Here is a 16154-nt window from a genome sequence, read left to right on the forward strand (position 1 = left end):
CTTATGTGCTTATCGATTCAAAACCTCAGCATTACAAAGCAGCACAGCCCTTATGATCAATTATTAGGCGACTTTAATTTGGAAATTGAACCGGGTGAAATTGTCACCTTAATGGGACCAAGCGGTTGTGGTAAATCCACGTTACTTACTGTGATTGCCGGACACCTCAGTGCAGACTTTTCAGCAAATGGACAAATTACACTCGACGGTGAGGCCATCTTAGAACGCGCGCCCCACCAGCGTTCCATCGGAATTTTATTTCAAGATGATATGCTCTTTCCCCATCTCAACATTTGGGAAAATATCGCCTTTGCTTTGCCCAATCACATTAAAGGTAAGCAACGCAAACAAGCAGCTCTACAAGTTCTGCATTCTATCGAATTAGCGCATCTTGCCGAATCGATGCCAGAACAAATATCAGGCGGACAACGTGCTCGTATCAGCCTGGTGCGCATGCTCAGTGCTCAACCTCGCGCAGTATTACTCGATGAGCCTTTTGGCCAGCTCGACCCCGAACTGCGTCCTGTTTTCAGACAATGGGTTTTCGAACAACTGCAAGCGGCAAATGTTCCTGCTTTGATGGTGACACACGATGCCTCAGATGTCCCTGAAGGCGGCAAGCTCATTCAATGGCCAAAGCTAACCTCAGCTGCGGATAACTAGAAAAAATTCGGAGAACATACATGCTTGATCGCTACGTCATACCCATCATCAAAAAACCGCTCGAACAGGGTGCTCGCTGTTGTATTCAACGTGGTATAAGCGCCAACCAAGTCACGATTGCCAGCTTTGCGATTGGGCTGCTCGCTATTCCCGCGTTATGGCAGCACTATTATCTACTTGCGCTGGTGTTCATTGTTTTTAATCGCATTGGTGATGGGCTCGATGGCGCGATAGCAAGACAAACTCAAACCACGGATGCGGGTGGTTTTTTGGATATTTGTCTCGATTTTCTGTTTTACGCTCTGATCCCACTTGGCTTTTTACTTGCCGAGCCTGAACAAAATGGCTTATACGCTGCATTGTTGATTGTGTCATTTGTCGGTACGGGCAGCAGCTTTCTTGCCTTTGCTTCAGTGGCAGCAAAACACAAGATCGATAACCCAATCTATCAACACAAATCCTTGTATTACATGGCTGGCATTACGGAAGGCACGGAAACCATTGGCTTTTTTATCGCTTTTTGTTTGTGGCCAAATGCATTCCCTACTCTCGCGACGGTATTTGCTATTCTATGCTTTATGACCACAGCAAACCGAATTTGGGCGGGTTACCACACCATCTCGAAATCAGAATTCAATGATGTGAAGCAAACCCTAAATAAATGGAGTCCGGATGAAGATCTTTAGTGCTGCTAACCCAGTTGAAGCCCATATTGTATGCGAGCTACTGAAAAGCCACGGCGTATTAGCGAAAGTACATGCCGAACACACCTTCAGTTTAAAAGGCGAAATTCCATTTACTCAAGACAGCGACCCATATGTATGGCTGGAAGATGACATCCAATTAGAGAAAGCAAAACGATTAATTGCAGAATATGAACAGCAAGAATGCGGGCCTGATTGGCTTTGCCCGCAGTGTGGGGAAAATGTGGAGAATCAATTTTCTGTTTGTTGGAACTGCGAGGCGATAAATCCAAACCAAGATTAAGCGCTATATTGCTTAATAAACGCCAGCGAATGGTGGTTAAACTCTTGCGGCTTTTCGATATTGCACACATGCCCACAATCAGGAATTTCAAGCAGTTGGCTAAATTGATGTTTCTTCACCATCTCTTTGACTGGGCGGATAAACATATAGTCCATTTCACCCATCAAATACAGGGTTGGAATATTCAATTCACGCTCACGGAAATAACGCATCATCGGATTCACATCCGCCGATAACTTAAACCATTTCTTAAACTCTTTTTGGCACAGCTTTTTGGCTTCACGTATAAACAAATGGCGTGATTGCTGCTGGCCTTTTTGTGGCATGACAATGTAGGCAAAAAGTTTATAGAGCCACATATAAGGAATGAAGTTTTTGCTCCAATCCCCCAGTTTAACCAATACTTTAGAACGAGCATCTAATCGCGTAATTGCCCCGCCCAGCACCATGGTATGAACGCGTTCTGGTGCGATCTCGGCCAAATTACGAACTAAAATTGTCCCCAAAGATAAGGCAACAAAATGGGCTTTTTCTATATTTAGGTGATCAAGGACATGAATGATGTCGTTCGTCACATCCTGGAAAGAATATTGCTTAGAAATGATGTTTTTCAATAATTGATTTGAACGGCCATGACCACGAAGATCAATCAACAGCAAATTGTAATGTTGTCGGTAATCTTTAATTTGCTTAAACCAAAGTGAAGAGCTACCACCAGCGCCATGCACAAATACCACCCACTCTTTGCTGGTTGGGTGTAAATAGGTTTTATGGAACAAAAGCTCAGACATCATGCAAAACAACTCATTGAGAATCTATCGGTTGGGCTGAAGTATACCACACGAATACCGCTAAACATTGATGCCAACGGTGATTCGCTCGTTAAAGTGATTTTTTGTGTAAAAAGACTTTACCTAAAGTTAGCTTGAGGTTTTAGCATGAGCGTCATCAATAGAAAAACAGCACATTTTTTATCAAGGAGTGAATATGTATTTAGAACACGTAAACCTAGTGGTGAGTGACGCCAAAGCCATGGTGAAATTTTATCAAACTGCCTTTCCGCATTGGTCGATACGCAGCGAAGGCGATGACGACTGGAACGGCAAACCCAGACACTGGCTACATCTCGGTGATGATTATCAATACCTCGCCATCAGTGACCATGGCGAAGGTGAAAACCGTGACTTAGACGGCCACACAACCGGCCTCGCCCACTTTGCCTATGCAGTCAACAATCTTGATGCGGTTATTCAACGCCTAGAAAACGCAGGCTACACCATAGCAAAACCAGGCACAGACAACCCATTTAGAAAAAACATCTATTTCGTAGACCCTGCGGGGTTTGAAGTAGAATTTGTTGAATACCTCAGCGATATTCCCAGTGAAAGGAATAATGATTTGTAGGTATTAGGTGAATGTAGAACGATTAAGCCCGATGGTTTGAGTAGAGCTATCGGGTAATACTAACTAAAACTAAAGCAAGCTCAAAAAATCAACCAAATCCTATTAAACATCACTGATTTATCTATATCGCCCCCAAAAGTGATCTGCCAATGAATAGGCAGTGACGCTGTGAGCTCACACAAGAGTATATGTGGATAATGCCTAAGAGTTTGAGCTAGTAACCTTTAAATAAAACACCGCGATGAAAGCCTAGATATGGTTTATGTTCAGGGCTTACTACAAATGACATTGATTCATCTAAACCCAAGACTTCTGGCTTTTCGAGATACTTAGAAATCATCACTTTTCCTGAATCATCAAAAGAAATAAAACCTAGATCAAAGGCTTTATCTAAATTCGCAAGCAACAGCAATCCGTTGTATCTATCTAACCTTTCCTCATTATTCGAGTCTCGCCAAGGTTTAATATGCGAAGCCAGCAACATTTGCGTATTTTTATAGCCCGTTACCGCACAACCTTGCCACATCTCAATTAATTTAGTCCTGAAATGTCCCTGACCGACACGAGTATTTACTAAGATTGTTTTTTCTGTCTCAGTTAACTTTTTGTCCGTCATGACCTGTCGTATATCAGCATTCACATCTATTTGAGTTAAGTCCGCCAAAAACTGATGGTAATGTTTTAAAGCAGCGCTATACATCCCATTACCCTTTGAATCTCGGATCTTAAATTCAGATAGGTTTTTGGCTTTTTCTTCATAATCGACAAATTGCTGATAAGAACTGATGCCAGTTAAGGGTTCTGAAATCATTCCTGCATCTATCATCCAAGTTGAAATAGACCCACGTATTGCACCGAGATAATTCTTCGCAGTTTTTTCAGATTTTCCGATATCGAGTAGCCATTGATAAAACAGCCCTTCCGTGTCAGATAGGTTGGAAATCAAAGCATCTTTCAGTTCATTAGAAACAATAAAACTTTTCATATAATCAAAAAGCTCATCGTCCAAGTAAGCATGTGAAATAGCCTTGGCTGAGTAACCTTTTGTATTTGCCTCATCAAAGCCCAAATTATATGCGAGATGCCAAAATCCTTCGCTTCTCAAATAAAAGTAGGGATTTGCTGGAGTATTTTTGTCACTAGTATGAGCTAAGGTGTCGAAGTAGTGAGTAAAACGATCTTTTAAAGCGGAATTAAATTCAATTTTATTTTCGGAAATATGCCCAGCTTGGATTAAATCCATCACAGCTAATAACATACAAACTTTATGAGGGCTCTTTCTTCCGCCTGAGCTGTTCATATTTAAGTTGTGAAATTTGTTTAGATAATAGCTATGCGACATACGTTATTCCTTGCTCACACTACTTTTTGGTCAGGACAACGGTCTGCCAGACAACACTATTTCGTTGCAATACATCTGCCGACCCCGATTCCAAGCAAACCACCAGCCCAGCCTCGCGCCCTAGTTGTGTCAGCTCTTGAACTGAAACATCGTAGCCTTCCCGCCCATCACTAAATTCACCATGACGCAAAGTGATCACAACTTTCCCATCATCAGACATTAGATGAGTCAAAGCCTGTAATGACGCAGGGCGCAACTCCACCGGAATATGCATCCAAACCGCTGACAATAAAATAAGGTCGAACTGGCGTGATAAGGTCTCAACTCCAGTTAAATTAGGTAAATAATCACCAAACCATTGGATTGAATCTGAGGAGTTTTGCTTACCCAATGCACGTAAATTATCGCAAGGTTCAACCGCAACCACTAAGCAGCCCTGTTCCACAAACCAACGTGAATCACGCCCAGAGCCCGCACCAATATCTAAAACATGATTTCCAGAAACCGGCCAATATTGCTGCCAAGATTGATGCACAGATTCAAACGTTACTGAATCATATTGGGACGCAAACTGATCAGCGTTTTGGTTGTAAATATCTAGAGTTTTAGACATGGTGGTCATCAAATGAGCTAAAGAAATTAATGATATATGAATCAGTTAAAGAAGGCGATGGGGAGAACAAAAAAGCCCCGGCATTTTTGCTAGGGCCAATAAATGATTCACACGATTGTCTAAATGCTAGGCGATACAGTACAGGTGTTTTTTGACTTCAGCATATTCGCAAGTCCCCCCCATTCTGGGCAATGTCGACTGATATAAACCCATATGACACGAAATCACGGCATTTATTACCTACTATTAGTAGGTACATAGCTAAACCTATTATCAAGATTTAAAACGCTGGGTCTCAACATACTCACGTAGATGCTTAAATGGATAAGGTGTTACGGTTGGTAGGCGATGCCGTAAGTGATAAACATCAAACAAGCTTTCTACCTCTTCAGGCAACGCATCAAACGAATGTTTTATCAGGTATAAATGACTAAAGGTCTCGATTTTGCTCTGGGGACTGCCTTTACCACCAGCAAAATACATCCCTTGCTCTCGGTTATAGAAGAAACCTAAGGATGCATTAAAGAATCCCTCACTTTGTCCTCTCATCGATGTTTTTAAGAAGAATCCTTGTTCGTGCAACCAATCATAGAATTGTTTTTCATCATTGCTTTTGTATGCGATTGTCGAAAACTCATCAAACGGTAGAGGGGCCGAATCATCCCACTCTGACAATATCGCTCTCAGTTTGGTTACAACTTTACTCTCTGGGTTTTCTTCAATGAACTGAGTCAACAATGCAATAGGAACATCTTGTAATCGGCCTTCTTTAAGTTCACGCAATCGCTCGGCAACAGCTTCAAACTCCGGCAGCATTTGAATGCCAGTGTCAATGAAAATGGCATAGTTCCCCGTCTCCGGCCAATAAATAAAAGGGGAACGTTGGAATCCTTGAAATACTTGCCATTTATCATTACCTAAATCGAGTTCAATATCTTCAAGCTCCTCTTGAGTCGCTTGTGTATATTGCCATTCATCAACCACTAACTTAGACGCATACACTGGCCACGGCCCGTCTCGAACCTCTGAAAATTCGCCTTGCGGTCGCTGAGGCATGTAATATACACATCCTTCAGGGCGGCTTGGGTATTCAATCAAATGCTTTCTTGTATGGACTTCTAACTTAATAAGCAGTTCTTTTAACAACACTTCCATCACATGCCGATTTGGTTGTCCTCTTCGATCCCATAATCGTTCTGGATAACATGACTGGAAAACCGTGTCTTGGTACTTTTTGCGATAAACATGATACGGGTCTTCTTCTGCTGACTTATAAGCCTCTTTATTACCAACAATTAGGATATTCAATGCACCACGAATCGGAACTTCAGCTATCTCGGCATTTATGTCCAAATGCTCGATACCGTGAAGCAATGTCAATGCTGCATCAGTGTTTTGGTTTTCTGTTAAATCACAAATCACCAAACGATGCTCTTTCAACGCATCAAACAACCCTACATAGTATTTTTTGACAATTGTATCTGAAACAAATCTGTGCTTTTCTCCGGGAATCCGATGCAACTTCACGAATACTGCATCGCCATAAGCTTGCTTAAGGTCTTGCATGAATTGTTCGAGAATACCGACCTTAGATAGTTGAAAACCGCTATAAGACTCTTTGGTAATATCAATAGCCTGAATTCGATTCTTCGCATTAGAGTAAAGCGGCTTCTTGATGTAATCGCCCTTTATGGATTTGCTGACCAACATCCCCACATCATCAAGTTGATAACGAGTAGCAAATTTTGCCTTTTTTTGTATCTCTCCGCTCTCTAGCGTAAACCAAGACAAGGGAGAAAACGTTCTAGTACTCATTGACAGCGTTTGTTTATATCCAAGTGCTCCGCATGGTGCTAAATCGATTTCCACGGTCGTTAATTCATAGCCAGAGTGACCTTTCGGTAACTTTTTGCTTTTCACTAGATAATATAAACCTTCACTTTCAAAGCGCTTTATCTCTGGCTTAGTGCCACTCAATACTTTTGGTATCGCTTTAATCAGTAAACGAGCCAATTGCCATGTAGGTAGCTCGGCAGCGCTAACTGGTTTGATGGCCAAAGATGTGTCTTTGAGGTCTAACTTGGTGTCCTTTGGTAACATCACCCAATAACACGCTTCCTTATTGGTACCTTTCACTAAGCAATAAACACTTCCGGATTTATAGATTTCAGGCGCTAATATAACCAAACGCTTAGATCGCTCTGAGTAGTCAATGCCTTTATAGCTGACACAGTAAATCGCGAAGCTTCTATCAACCCAATCAGTATCAATTGATATTTGTTCAATTAAGGTTGATAACGGACCGTGTGAGGAAGGTTCTAGCTGTTGTGTAACCATTTTATCAACTCCTGTACTGCTGTTAGGTTGGTGTCGGCATTGATATCATCAATTAGTGCCGGAATCTCAATAACTTTAGCTAACTGTGGTGAGGTTTCTACGAAGCACGAGTCCAAGTATCTAATCGGTTTTGAAGCATCCCCCAACGCGTTTACATAAATAAACTTCGAAGGTCCAAACTCTTCTTCTACCAATGAAATTTTCGAACTGTAGCCTTCGCTGCTTTCATTACCTTCATGCTTCCAGTATTTGCTGTCTAACCAGATCGGTTGCTCAATCCCTGCAAATATGACTCTATTGTCAAATCGCTCGTAGATAGAATGGGGGACATCTTCAAAGGTAAAATTGAATGCTGTTAACACTGCCTCTACCGCTTGTTCCCCCAACGCTCCCTTATAAATGTTGGTGAACATAACTGGCGTCATCACGTAACTTTCTTTTTGCCACGAACAGGCAAAGCCTTTGTGTTCAAACCACGGCCTCACGTATTGGTTCTGTACTAACGTAGCCAGGCTACACGCTTCCTCTGAGACCATATCGCCAGAAGGTACTCTATTAAAGAACTCGAAGGCATTCGGATCACCATCTAAATTACCTTGATAGCGGTAATACCCTTTGGTCATCGACTGTAAGTACAATCGATTGAATCGCTCTGGTTGATAGGCCACCGTCGGATAGCGAAGCAACTGAGTTCTAATGTCTTGCCATTCTTGAATATCACTATCGGATGCTGGTTGATTATGTAGACGGCGAACTAGGGCTTTGATTGACTGCATACCATCTTTATTATTTCTTTGAGCAAGATTGAATAAACGTCGAACAGATCGGTCCTCAACTAGAGACTGATTACCTGATTTCGCTTTATTAACCAAAGCAATATATTCGTGCGAAAACAAACTTGGGTCTCGACTCTCTTCTGCCAGAATTTCTTTCAAACCAGAATCAGCAAACAAGAGAATTTGTTTTCGTTTCAGAGACGTTCTCCCGGATCTTCCTACCGCTTGCTCAATGTATTTCCTTACCGCGCTTTGGTAGTCACTTGTTTGGTAATATTGCTGTAAAGAGCGCTCTCTGCTCATGCCCATAAGTTGCTGTCGACACCAGCTTTCAGCGCATTTCGGTGACAACTCGCCGTTCTCTTGCAAAGATAAGATTTGGTGGAACTGACAAAGCTGGTTAGCAGTGTGCGAGTAATCATCTGACAGGAGTAGCTGAGTAGGTTTTTCAAGATAAATACTGTCTATATCGCTTCGCTGCTGGGTGCTATAAGTGACATCGGCAACGGATATTAAGCTTCCACCTTCCAACGCTAAATTAACTGCATAATCAGGGTTTTTGCCTGCTCCCATTGAAGCAAATGTACTAAATACAACGACTTTCCCTGGCTCAGTGTTTAGGTGATTGGAAATTTCATTGTAGCCAACCAACCTCATCCAATCAGCATTCACACCCAAAAATATCCTAGTTTGGACATTATATTCTTTTGCCCATTTATCGCAGCAGAACTGGATGAAATCGTTAATATCCTGACGGGTTGTATCAAGAGTACGGTTTAACAGCGACAGCATATAACGATTATCAGGAACTGACATAAACGCTTTAATACTCGCTAAGAGCTTAGACAGCCAGCTCCGAACAAATGCCTGCTCTGACTCAGCAATACCCAGATGGTGATTTAGGATAAAGTGGCTTGAGCGAGCCTCCGGCTTATATTCTTCTAACAAAGTATCAAGAAACGCATCTCGACTATTAAGATACTTAACCTTTAAAACCACACCATTATCTTTATAGTTGCGCTTACTATGATAATAATCATTTACCCGCTGCTTTTGCTCTCTCGACAAAGATAAAAGCTTTTTACCCAAACGCTCATTCAAGTACTTAAAATCAAAGTTATGTATTACGGTATCAGCTCTCGCTGTTGCACTTATACCGAGAATAACAGCTCCGGCATCAACCATATCCGCCAAGACACCCGATGGTGAAAGATTTAAGAATGACGCTTTACAATTTACGGTATCGCGAGTCCCCTGATTATGGGCGACTTCAACAAGTTTCATTCCTGTATGATGGTAGCTATTGCTAGAACTCAACTTGCTCGCTTGCCCACCCGCTGATTGCCGCAGCCCCCTAGTATCAAAAGACTCGTAAACCGCAGACTCAAATTCTTGTAGGTTAAAGTGAGTAAGCAGGGATTGAACGGCTTCTTGAAACGTTCCTTCTAGACTTCTATTTTCTCGCCCTTCAATATCAAGGCTACGAACGTTCTCCCAGTACTGAAATACGGCTTTTCGCATAGTGCCAAGAAACCACTGGTATATAACATCCGCTTCATTGACAAAGCGGGTTAAAAGCCCATTTTTTTCAATGAGAGAACCTTCCACTTTCTCATCACTAAATATGAAATTTTTCTGCCTCAATAGATCTGATTTTAATGACAGCTTATGAGTGGCACTGCTTACATGCGTGAAGCTTCTATCTGAAAACAACCGAACAGGTCGTTCATTCAAGTTAGGTCCTTCCGTATTAAACGCAAACGCTAGGTTCCACTTGGTGCCAAACTCTTCGAGTCGCTCACGCAGTGGTTCAAACAGGTCTTCAATCTTGTCGTAGCGAGGCGAACTCTCAAGCTGGTGATCTCGAAAGTTTGCTCTCAGATTTCTTATAGCCCAAATTAAGTCCTGCGCTTGTTGTTCACACAGTTCGGAAAGGATGACTTGATTTTGCTTGTCAATTTCATCAATGATAAGCACCGCACCACTTAAATCGCGTAATGGACTGTAGCGCGAGCGGGTATTGTGGAAGCCTTTCAGAAACTTGCTCGTCGTTAAGAAAACAACATGAGCGCTTCCATTGCGGATTTTTTCTCCCGGCAAAAGTGCTTCAACAGAAGTCAGTAACGAGCCATTCAGCGAGATTCTATCGGCCCCTTTTTGTTTCTTTTGCAAGCGGGCAACTAAATTGCGGTAAAAGTAACCGGCTTGACGACTTAAAGAAACTTTAACTTCTGGCTTGCTCGCATGATGCCTTAGGCCCGATATAGCGCTCCATTCTGCTTTAACATCGCGCTCGGCGCTCAACTCAAATCCGACTAATACTTGATTCAAGACAGCATCAGAACATTGCAACAACTGCTCTGACTGATTAGGTAGGTGGACTATTTGCATCTTAAGATACTCTTGCTGTTCTAGAGTGAAGCGAGGCACTCCCTTGACTGTTTGTTCCTCAATTAACTTCAGCAAGTCTGCTTTTGCACTTACGACGTTATCTACAGAATCTGTAATGTAATAGAGCAAACGCTTGGATCTACTACCGCTCTTTTCTTCCTGCAATTCATTTTGCACTTGTTCGAGCATCCGCTGGAGCAAAAAGCTCAATGCCGTGTATGTTTTCCCGATTCCGGTCTGAAACGGTAATGGAAGCAAAGCACCAGATTTAGCACCATTAACTTTAGTATGATTTTCGAGCGATTCAGTAATGACGAGCTCCAAGGGCGAAGGATCGGGAACAAGCTGAAAATCAAAATGAGTAAACTCTTCTATAGATACATTCATACAATATTCCCCAGCTGATCTTGATTTTTATTGACTAAATTATAGTATGTCTTCATTAACGACAGGTAAATACTGAATACATACACACGTCGCAAAAATGGACAGGAAATATTCAATATGAAGAAATGGCCAATACGGTGGGATTTATTATTTCGCTATCGTTTAATTGAGATTATTGCGTTATGGGAAGGCAGGCTCACGACTAATCATTTGATTCAAAGCTTTGGTATTGGGCGCCAGCAAGCTTCTAAAGATATTAATTCTTATTTGGCTGAAATTGCGCCTGGTAATCTTATTTATGATAAGCACCTCAAAGGTTATAAGCCTAGTAGTACATTCTCACCCAAGCTCACCACGGGACATGCTGATGAATATCTACACATACTCTCTCGCAGTGAAGATATGACTTATACGTTTTCCGATCTCAATATGGGGTTTGACCATACAACTTGGATACGCCCTGTCGCTCGAAACATTTCACCGGAAATTTTACGCCCGTTAATTCAGGCTATTCGTGAACAAAAACGTGTCGATATTTGCTACACATCTCCAAAAGATGGATTACAAGTCGAACGGATCATTTCACCGCACACTCTTGTTTGCACACCATTGCGTTGGCATGTACGCGCTTATTGTGAACACGCAAAAGATTATCGTGATTTTGTATTAAGCCGTATCCGAGGAATACCTGATATCAATGGCAAAGCAGAATATAACAAACAACAAGATAGTCCTTGGAACACGGATATTATGATTCAGTTTGTGCCAGATTTACGCTTTGATGAAAAGCAAAAAGCTGTGATTGAATATGACTTTGGTATGGTGGATGGCGTTTTAAATATTGAAACCAATGCCACTCTGGTTCAATACGTGCTGGATGCGTATAACGTGAATATCTACACGCAAAATGGCAAACCGCAAGGCCAGCAAATCGTCTTACAAAACGATCAAGATTTAAGGCCATATCTGCCGTTTTGATTCAGCATATACAAAAAAGCCCCAGCATATCTGCCGTTTTGATTCAGCATATACAAAAAAGCCCCAGCATTTCTGCTAGGGCTTCGAATGTGGCGGGAGTGAGACGGCACACTTAAAGCAATATAACATTGATTAACAAACAAAAGTTCAATTCGACTTTACTCAAGTATTACTAGCTGTATTACTTTAATTTTTGCTTGAAATTTATACCAAAAATTACATCTTTTTTATTGCATATCTGAATAGATTTACTCGTTGAGAGTATCCGATCAACGGCTTGCAAAGCCACTCAAAAATTAATCAAGCTTTAGATTCATTTGAAAGTTACGTATGATTCTTTCATCTAAACAACTACGCAAAAATTTGTTCATAGGTTTCATATCATTTGTGGCGTAAAAATCGAGCATTAAAGTGTTGAACTCTTGCTGACGTTTTGCCCGTACATTAATGATAGGGAAGCCATTAGCAAGTAAGATGCCATTCATCATAAAGCGGCCTGTGCGTTTATTTACATCCCAAAAAATTGGTTGCGAGCCATTTGTAAAATGCAGTGATCGCTTGATCGTACACATATTTTTCAGCATTCACTTGTTCCTCAACTTCATACCATTTCAATTCAAGTTCAGTTGGTTCTGCTGGTTCATACTCAGAGCCAGTAATAGATACATAACCTGATCGAAATCGCCCCCGCTCTAATGTTTCTTCTTTTCCAGCAATATCATGAATTTTTAATACCGTGTCTTTATTAAAAAAGAATGCGCCTTGAGAGACAAGATCAAAGATATACTCCCAAGTCTTTGCTTGATTCATCGCCATATTTTGGTCACTAATACGATGACCGCCAACAGTGATACCATCTAAAATGGTTTGAACCTCTGGCAATGTCATCGCCACACCTTCAAGATTTACAGCATCATAAACTAAAGCTGGTACATCCCTCTTCGCTAACTGCTTTGTTAGAGGCATATTAGGCTGCATATTCCACATGTAATCTTTCATGATATTTTTCATTCTTTTATTAAAATAAACACATCTGTTTAATATACACCTACCAAGAGTTGAAATGATACAAAGCACTTATTAATGTCCTTTATTCATCAATGCTTACAGTGCCTTAAACTTTTCTACCATATTTTTATCAATCTCCTTGATTAGATTTGATGACAAACCTAAATGTTTAGCTTCATGGCTAAACGAGCGAGTTGTTTCAAATATTTCTTCAGCCATAAACATAATGGCTTTCTTTGAAGGCAACCCCGATTGAGCAGCTAACTGGTCCAGCGCATTCTTTGGTGTTCGACCATATCCACTAAATGCCGTCATATGCTCTTTGTAAGGGCTTGGGCTATAAACAATGTCGTAAAAAGGTGAGAGTGACCAGTTATCAGAATCACTAGCCAGGAAACTGAAATTCTTACTGTGATCATCTTGGTTGACCGTCAGGTAGTTAAATATGCAACGTTTAATGAGCTTCTGTGATTCAGTAACACTACACATGATACGCGTAGCTTTAACTAAATCGACATAGTCCAAAGAAGGCTCTCGGAACGGAGCATCTAGTAATCGTCAAATTGAAAAAAGCTACCTTTACTATTTTCAACGAGCTTGCCAACCTGTACTTTTTCACCGGTGCTCAGCGTTCGTTTTACAATTAAAGCTAATTTAAGTATGTCGAAGTACATCCTCTATTGATTTAAATTCCGGCTCAGACGGCTTTGTCAGCTCTTTGACTTTTTTCAAGTCACCGACTGTCTCATAAAGCATGAGAAATTGACGCAGTGAGATATTGCCAGTTGACTCAAACTTTCGGATCGTTGCGTAAGGCACACCAGAAAGGTCGGCCATTTTCTGAACACTGAGCTTATCTTTTTTCCGAGCGGACTTAATAAACTCTTTGAGCTCCATTTGTAGATCATAAGCGGTATAAAGAGATAACATGCATTCCTCAAAATTTGTCACCATGATAACAACAATAGCAAAAATCTCGCATTTATTGATATTATTGTAGTAAATTATGAGTAATGATAATTATTGATTCATTAAAACGGATGAGATAAAAAGTCACGACGGACGACACGGGAAACTGCTACTAAAATAGCAAACTAATGTATATATCGATGCAAATTGCTACTATAGCAATACAAAGAAGTCCAACATCCTTCAATGATTACATCCAGATTAATACAATCGCTCTATGGCGAAACCCCGATTAATTTTTACCATTGAATTTCATACCGAAGCATGAACACCTTTCTCTTTGCTTAGTTAACTCTGCCATCTCCAAGTAAAGATAGATACAATTTATCAGCAGCTTGAATTTTAACTATTTTCCGAGTTTTATCCTTGTTCCAAAAGCATAACCCAAGAAACAAAATACCCGCTCCTTCCAACTCATCTCTTGAGGTAATGCCATACTGATTAATAATCGCCTCTTTGGCTTTACCGAGTGGAATACCCACATCATCACAATCTGCTGGGTTCAGCCACTCAAAGTCTTTATCAGTATGAGAAACCGTTCCCCAATACATTTTGAGTTTCGCTTCTTCAAAATTCTTAGCGGGTTCTGCACTTGCAAAGTTTACTAATAAATTTTTGGCCTTATAAGAGTAATCTTTATTGCCAAGTTTCAGGACAATGCGTGTCTCTGATTTTGCAAGCTCACCACCATGCAATAAATTATTAAGCATTTTATCGGGTGTTAGCACTTCTGGCCTACGGCTAGCATTTACTGTGGTATCGTCTTTAGAAATTAACTTTTCAGACGGCGTTTTAGTTGAACGCAAGACTCGTTCCTGGCTTTGCTTCCCTTTTAAGCTATCTCGACGAGGTTCATCCTCTTTTTTAGAATTAGCTGGAATCACAAAATCAAAAATCAGCTCATCACTTTCCGCTAATTGCTGATTAAGAGCCTCGATTTCTTTCTGTTGTTGCGTCTTTAACGTAGGATGCCAATTACCACAATCACTTGCATGATAATTAGAACCAAAACAAGCAGAGCGTCCATTGACACTTTGCTTTCTAAAGTAGGCTTTTCCATGACATACAGGGCATATTAAATGCTGGCGATACCGTTCAATATCTTCTTCAGTTAATTGTAAAAACTGCTCAATACGATAATAAGATTTTGCATCAGGATGAGTACATGTCACTTCAAGCATATTACCCTACCTTAACTTTCAAAGAAGCCTTCATCAATTTCTCGAACCGTCAGTACCTGTTCATTACGGCAACCAACCCCATAATCCACCATCAAACGGGATAATTGACGTCCATTAATAAGCACTATCTTCGTTCCCATTTCAGCACAAGCTTGATGTGCTGAAGCTGTAAAATCAGAGGTGGTAATAAAAATCCCTTTATTCGCTTTCTTCTGACTCAGCGCACCACAAAAATCACGAATTGCAGGTGAGCCTACCCAGTTATCTTGAGCATAACGTTTTGCTTGAATATAAATTTGATCGACTCCTAATGGATCTTGATTAATCACACCATCAACACCGTTATCACCCGTTTTTCCTAAAGTGTGCCCCATCTTGTCATCACTACCGCCATAGCCCATAGCAAGCAATAATTTAATCAGCATTTCTTCAAAAAAGGCAGGAGAGACATTACGAGTTCTTTCTAACAGCTCCTGAGCGAGTGCGTCATTTAACTGCTTATAAGCATTGCGTAGTACTTCATCAGGGGTAATATCGGATTTAGAATCATCAGTTGACTGAGCGATTTCTTCAGCATTCTTACTCGCATTAATAAATCCTATAAATTCATCAAATTGACGTAAATAAGCATTATTAATCTCTGCTCGATCTTCAATAGCCTGTTTCCCTCTTGCGGTAATTTGGCTAAATCCGCGCCTTGGTATGGTAATAAGTTGAGCTTTAGCAAGGTAGGTTCTCGCCCATCCAACGCGATTGTCCAAGACAGTTTGGCGACCACTTGGTAGACGCTCTTCCCTTTCTTCATCAGTCAATTCAAACTGTTCAGCCAGAGTCTCAATCACATCTCGTAATTTTACTTCTTGACCATGCGCTGCATAAACCACTCGAAGAAATGGACGCATGAACTCTTGATAATTTGGGATCATAATTTTTACTTAAAAAAGAAAGATGTTTAAACGCTACTAAAAACCACAAACAAATCAAGGTTGTCGTTCACAATAAATGCATCTGGTATTTGTATATATACATATTACAGAAAAAGCTTACTTTGCAACAAAGCAAAGGGATAAGGCGTCAACCCTATCCCTTCATTTTGAATTTCAATTCATAAAAGTTAC

The 16154-nt window shown here is 40.8% G+C and carries 14 protein-coding genes and 1 pseudogene; 5 read left to right on the forward strand and 10 right to left on the reverse strand.

Annotated features, from left to right (window positions below; all coding sequences use genetic code 11):
- Positions 1 to 3 precede the first annotated feature (3 nt).
- From Vgang_RS06700 to Vgang_RS06710, 3 genes are read left to right on the forward strand one after another with little or no spacing between them, the layout of a single operon-like run.
- Positions 4 to 663 carry an ATP-binding cassette domain-containing protein gene (locus tag Vgang_RS06700; RefSeq protein ID WP_105901911.1) on the forward strand — a complete coding sequence of 220 codons (660 nt, stop codon included), beginning with the start codon at positions 4 to 6 and terminating at the stop codon, positions 661 to 663.
- 20 nt (positions 664 to 683) lie between these two features.
- On the forward strand, positions 684 to 1349 hold the full coding sequence (locus tag Vgang_RS06705; RefSeq protein WP_105901910.1) for a CDP-alcohol phosphatidyltransferase family protein: 666 nt from the start codon (positions 684 to 686) through the stop codon (positions 1347 to 1349).
- On the forward strand, positions 1336 to 1650 hold the full coding sequence (locus tag Vgang_RS06710) for a putative signal transducing protein (protein WP_105901909.1): 315 nt from the start codon (positions 1336 to 1338) through the stop codon (positions 1648 to 1650). The genes Vgang_RS06705 and Vgang_RS06710 overlap by 14 nt, the downstream gene beginning before the upstream one ends.
- Here Vgang_RS06710 and Vgang_RS06715 read toward each other — a convergent pair.
- Positions 1647 to 2444, reverse strand: a complete 798-nt coding sequence (locus tag Vgang_RS06715; RefSeq protein ID WP_105901908.1) for an alpha/beta fold hydrolase — start codon at positions 2442 to 2444, stop codon at positions 1647 to 1649. The two genes, Vgang_RS06710 and Vgang_RS06715, sit on opposite strands and share 4 nt — an antisense overlap.
- A gap of 193 nt (positions 2445 to 2637) precedes the next feature.
- Between Vgang_RS06715 and Vgang_RS06720 the strand changes: the two genes are divergently transcribed.
- Positions 2638 to 3054, forward strand: coding sequence for a VOC family protein (locus Vgang_RS06720; RefSeq protein WP_105901907.1), 417 nt, complete (start codon positions 2638 to 2640; stop codon positions 3052 to 3054).
- A gap of 214 nt (positions 3055 to 3268) precedes the next feature.
- On the opposite strand, the gene Vgang_RS06725 is transcribed toward Vgang_RS06720, so the two are convergent.
- The 4 genes from Vgang_RS06725 to Vgang_RS06740 form a co-directional block, all read right to left on the reverse strand.
- A complete protein-coding gene (locus tag Vgang_RS06725) occupies positions 3269 to 4396 on the reverse strand; it encodes an HNH endonuclease (protein ID WP_105901906.1) in 1128 nt (375 codons plus the stop codon).
- Positions 4397 to 4415: 19 nt separating this feature from the next.
- On the reverse strand, positions 4416 to 5009 hold the full coding sequence (locus Vgang_RS06730) for a class I SAM-dependent DNA methyltransferase (RefSeq protein ID WP_105902129.1): 594 nt from the start codon (positions 5007 to 5009) through the stop codon (positions 4416 to 4418).
- Positions 5010 to 5282: 273 nt separating this feature from the next.
- Complete coding sequence (locus tag Vgang_RS06735; RefSeq protein WP_105901905.1) at positions 5283 to 7346, reverse strand: recombinase family protein; 2064 nt, start codon at positions 7344 to 7346, stop codon at positions 5283 to 5285.
- Positions 7328 to 10900 (reverse strand): hypothetical protein, encoded by a 3573-nt coding sequence (locus Vgang_RS06740; RefSeq protein WP_105901904.1) that lies wholly within the window; start codon positions 10898 to 10900, stop codon positions 7328 to 7330. Before Vgang_RS06740 ends, Vgang_RS06735 begins: the two co-directional genes overlap by 19 nt.
- A 117-nt stretch (positions 10901 to 11017) precedes the next feature.
- On the opposite strand from Vgang_RS06740, the gene Vgang_RS06745 reads away from it, so the two are divergent.
- Positions 11018 to 11878 carry a helix-turn-helix transcriptional regulator gene (locus tag Vgang_RS06745; RefSeq protein WP_105901903.1) on the forward strand — a complete coding sequence of 287 codons (861 nt, stop codon included), beginning with the start codon at positions 11018 to 11020 and terminating at the stop codon, positions 11876 to 11878.
- Positions 11879 to 12174: 296 nt separating this feature from the next.
- On the opposite strand, the pseudogene Vgang_RS06750 reads toward Vgang_RS06745, so the two are convergent.
- From Vgang_RS06750 to Vgang_RS06770, 5 genes and pseudogenes are all read right to left on the reverse strand, one after another.
- Positions 12175 to 12877, reverse strand: a pseudogene (locus tag Vgang_RS06750) (Fic family protein).
- A 105-nt stretch (positions 12878 to 12982) separates the two neighbouring features.
- Positions 12983 to 13411, reverse strand: coding sequence for a HipA domain-containing protein (locus Vgang_RS06755; protein WP_245879902.1), 429 nt, complete (start codon positions 13409 to 13411; stop codon positions 12983 to 12985).
- A 129-nt stretch (positions 13412 to 13540) separates the two neighbouring features.
- A complete protein-coding gene (locus Vgang_RS06760; protein ID WP_105901902.1) occupies positions 13541 to 13816 on the reverse strand; it encodes a helix-turn-helix domain-containing protein in 276 nt (91 codons plus the stop codon).
- 323 nt (positions 13817 to 14139) lie between these two features.
- On the reverse strand, positions 14140 to 15036 hold the full coding sequence (locus Vgang_RS06765) for a hypothetical protein (protein WP_105901901.1): 897 nt from the start codon (positions 15034 to 15036) through the stop codon (positions 14140 to 14142).
- An 11-nt stretch (positions 15037 to 15047) separates the two neighbouring features.
- A complete protein-coding gene (locus Vgang_RS06770; protein ID WP_105901900.1) occupies positions 15048 to 15962 on the reverse strand; it encodes a restriction endonuclease in 915 nt (304 codons plus the stop codon).
- Between the last annotated feature and the right edge of the window lie 192 nt (positions 15963 to 16154).

It is taken from the genome of Vibrio gangliei (assembly GCF_026001925.1).
GTDB classification, from domain to species: domain Bacteria; phylum Pseudomonadota; class Gammaproteobacteria; order Enterobacterales; family Vibrionaceae; genus Vibrio; species Vibrio gangliei.

Coding starts and splice junctions, on each gene's coding strand:
- Vgang_RS06705 (WP_105901910.1), top strand. CDS start 684: ATGCTTGATCGCTACGTCATACCCATCATCAAAAAACCGCTCGAACAG.
- Vgang_RS06720 (WP_105901907.1), top strand. CDS start 2,638: ATGTATTTAGAACACGTAAACCTAGTGGTGAGTGACGCCAAAGCCATG.
- Vgang_RS06740 (WP_105901904.1), bottom strand. CDS start 10,900: ATGAATGTATCTATAGAAGAGTTTACTCATTTTGATTTTCAGCTTGTT.
- Vgang_RS06735 (WP_105901905.1), bottom strand. CDS start 7,346: ATGGTTACACAACAGCTAGAACCTTCCTCACACGGTCCGTTATCAACC.
- Vgang_RS06760 (WP_105901902.1), bottom strand. CDS start 13,816: ATGTTATCTCTTTATACCGCTTATGATCTACAAATGGAGCTCAAAGAG.
- Vgang_RS06700 (WP_105901911.1), top strand. CDS start 4: ATGTGCTTATCGATTCAAAACCTCAGCATTACAAAGCAGCACAGCCCT.
- Vgang_RS06765 (WP_105901901.1), bottom strand. CDS start 15,036: ATGCTTGAAGTGACATGTACTCATCCTGATGCAAAATCTTATTATCGT.
- Vgang_RS06745 (WP_105901903.1), top strand. CDS start 11,018: ATGAAGAAATGGCCAATACGGTGGGATTTATTATTTCGCTATCGTTTA.
- Vgang_RS06715 (WP_105901908.1), bottom strand. CDS start 2,444: ATGATGTCTGAGCTTTTGTTCCATAAAACCTATTTACACCCAACCAGC.
- Vgang_RS06725 (WP_105901906.1), bottom strand. CDS start 4,396: ATGTCGCATAGCTATTATCTAAACAAATTTCACAACTTAAATATGAAC.
- Vgang_RS06710 (WP_105901909.1), top strand. CDS start 1,336: ATGAAGATCTTTAGTGCTGCTAACCCAGTTGAAGCCCATATTGTATGC.
- Vgang_RS06730 (WP_105902129.1), bottom strand. CDS start 5,009: ATGTCTAAAACTCTAGATATTTACAACCAAAACGCTGATCAGTTTGCG.
- Vgang_RS06770 (WP_105901900.1), bottom strand. CDS start 15,962: ATGATCCCAAATTATCAAGAGTTCATGCGTCCATTTCTTCGAGTGGTT.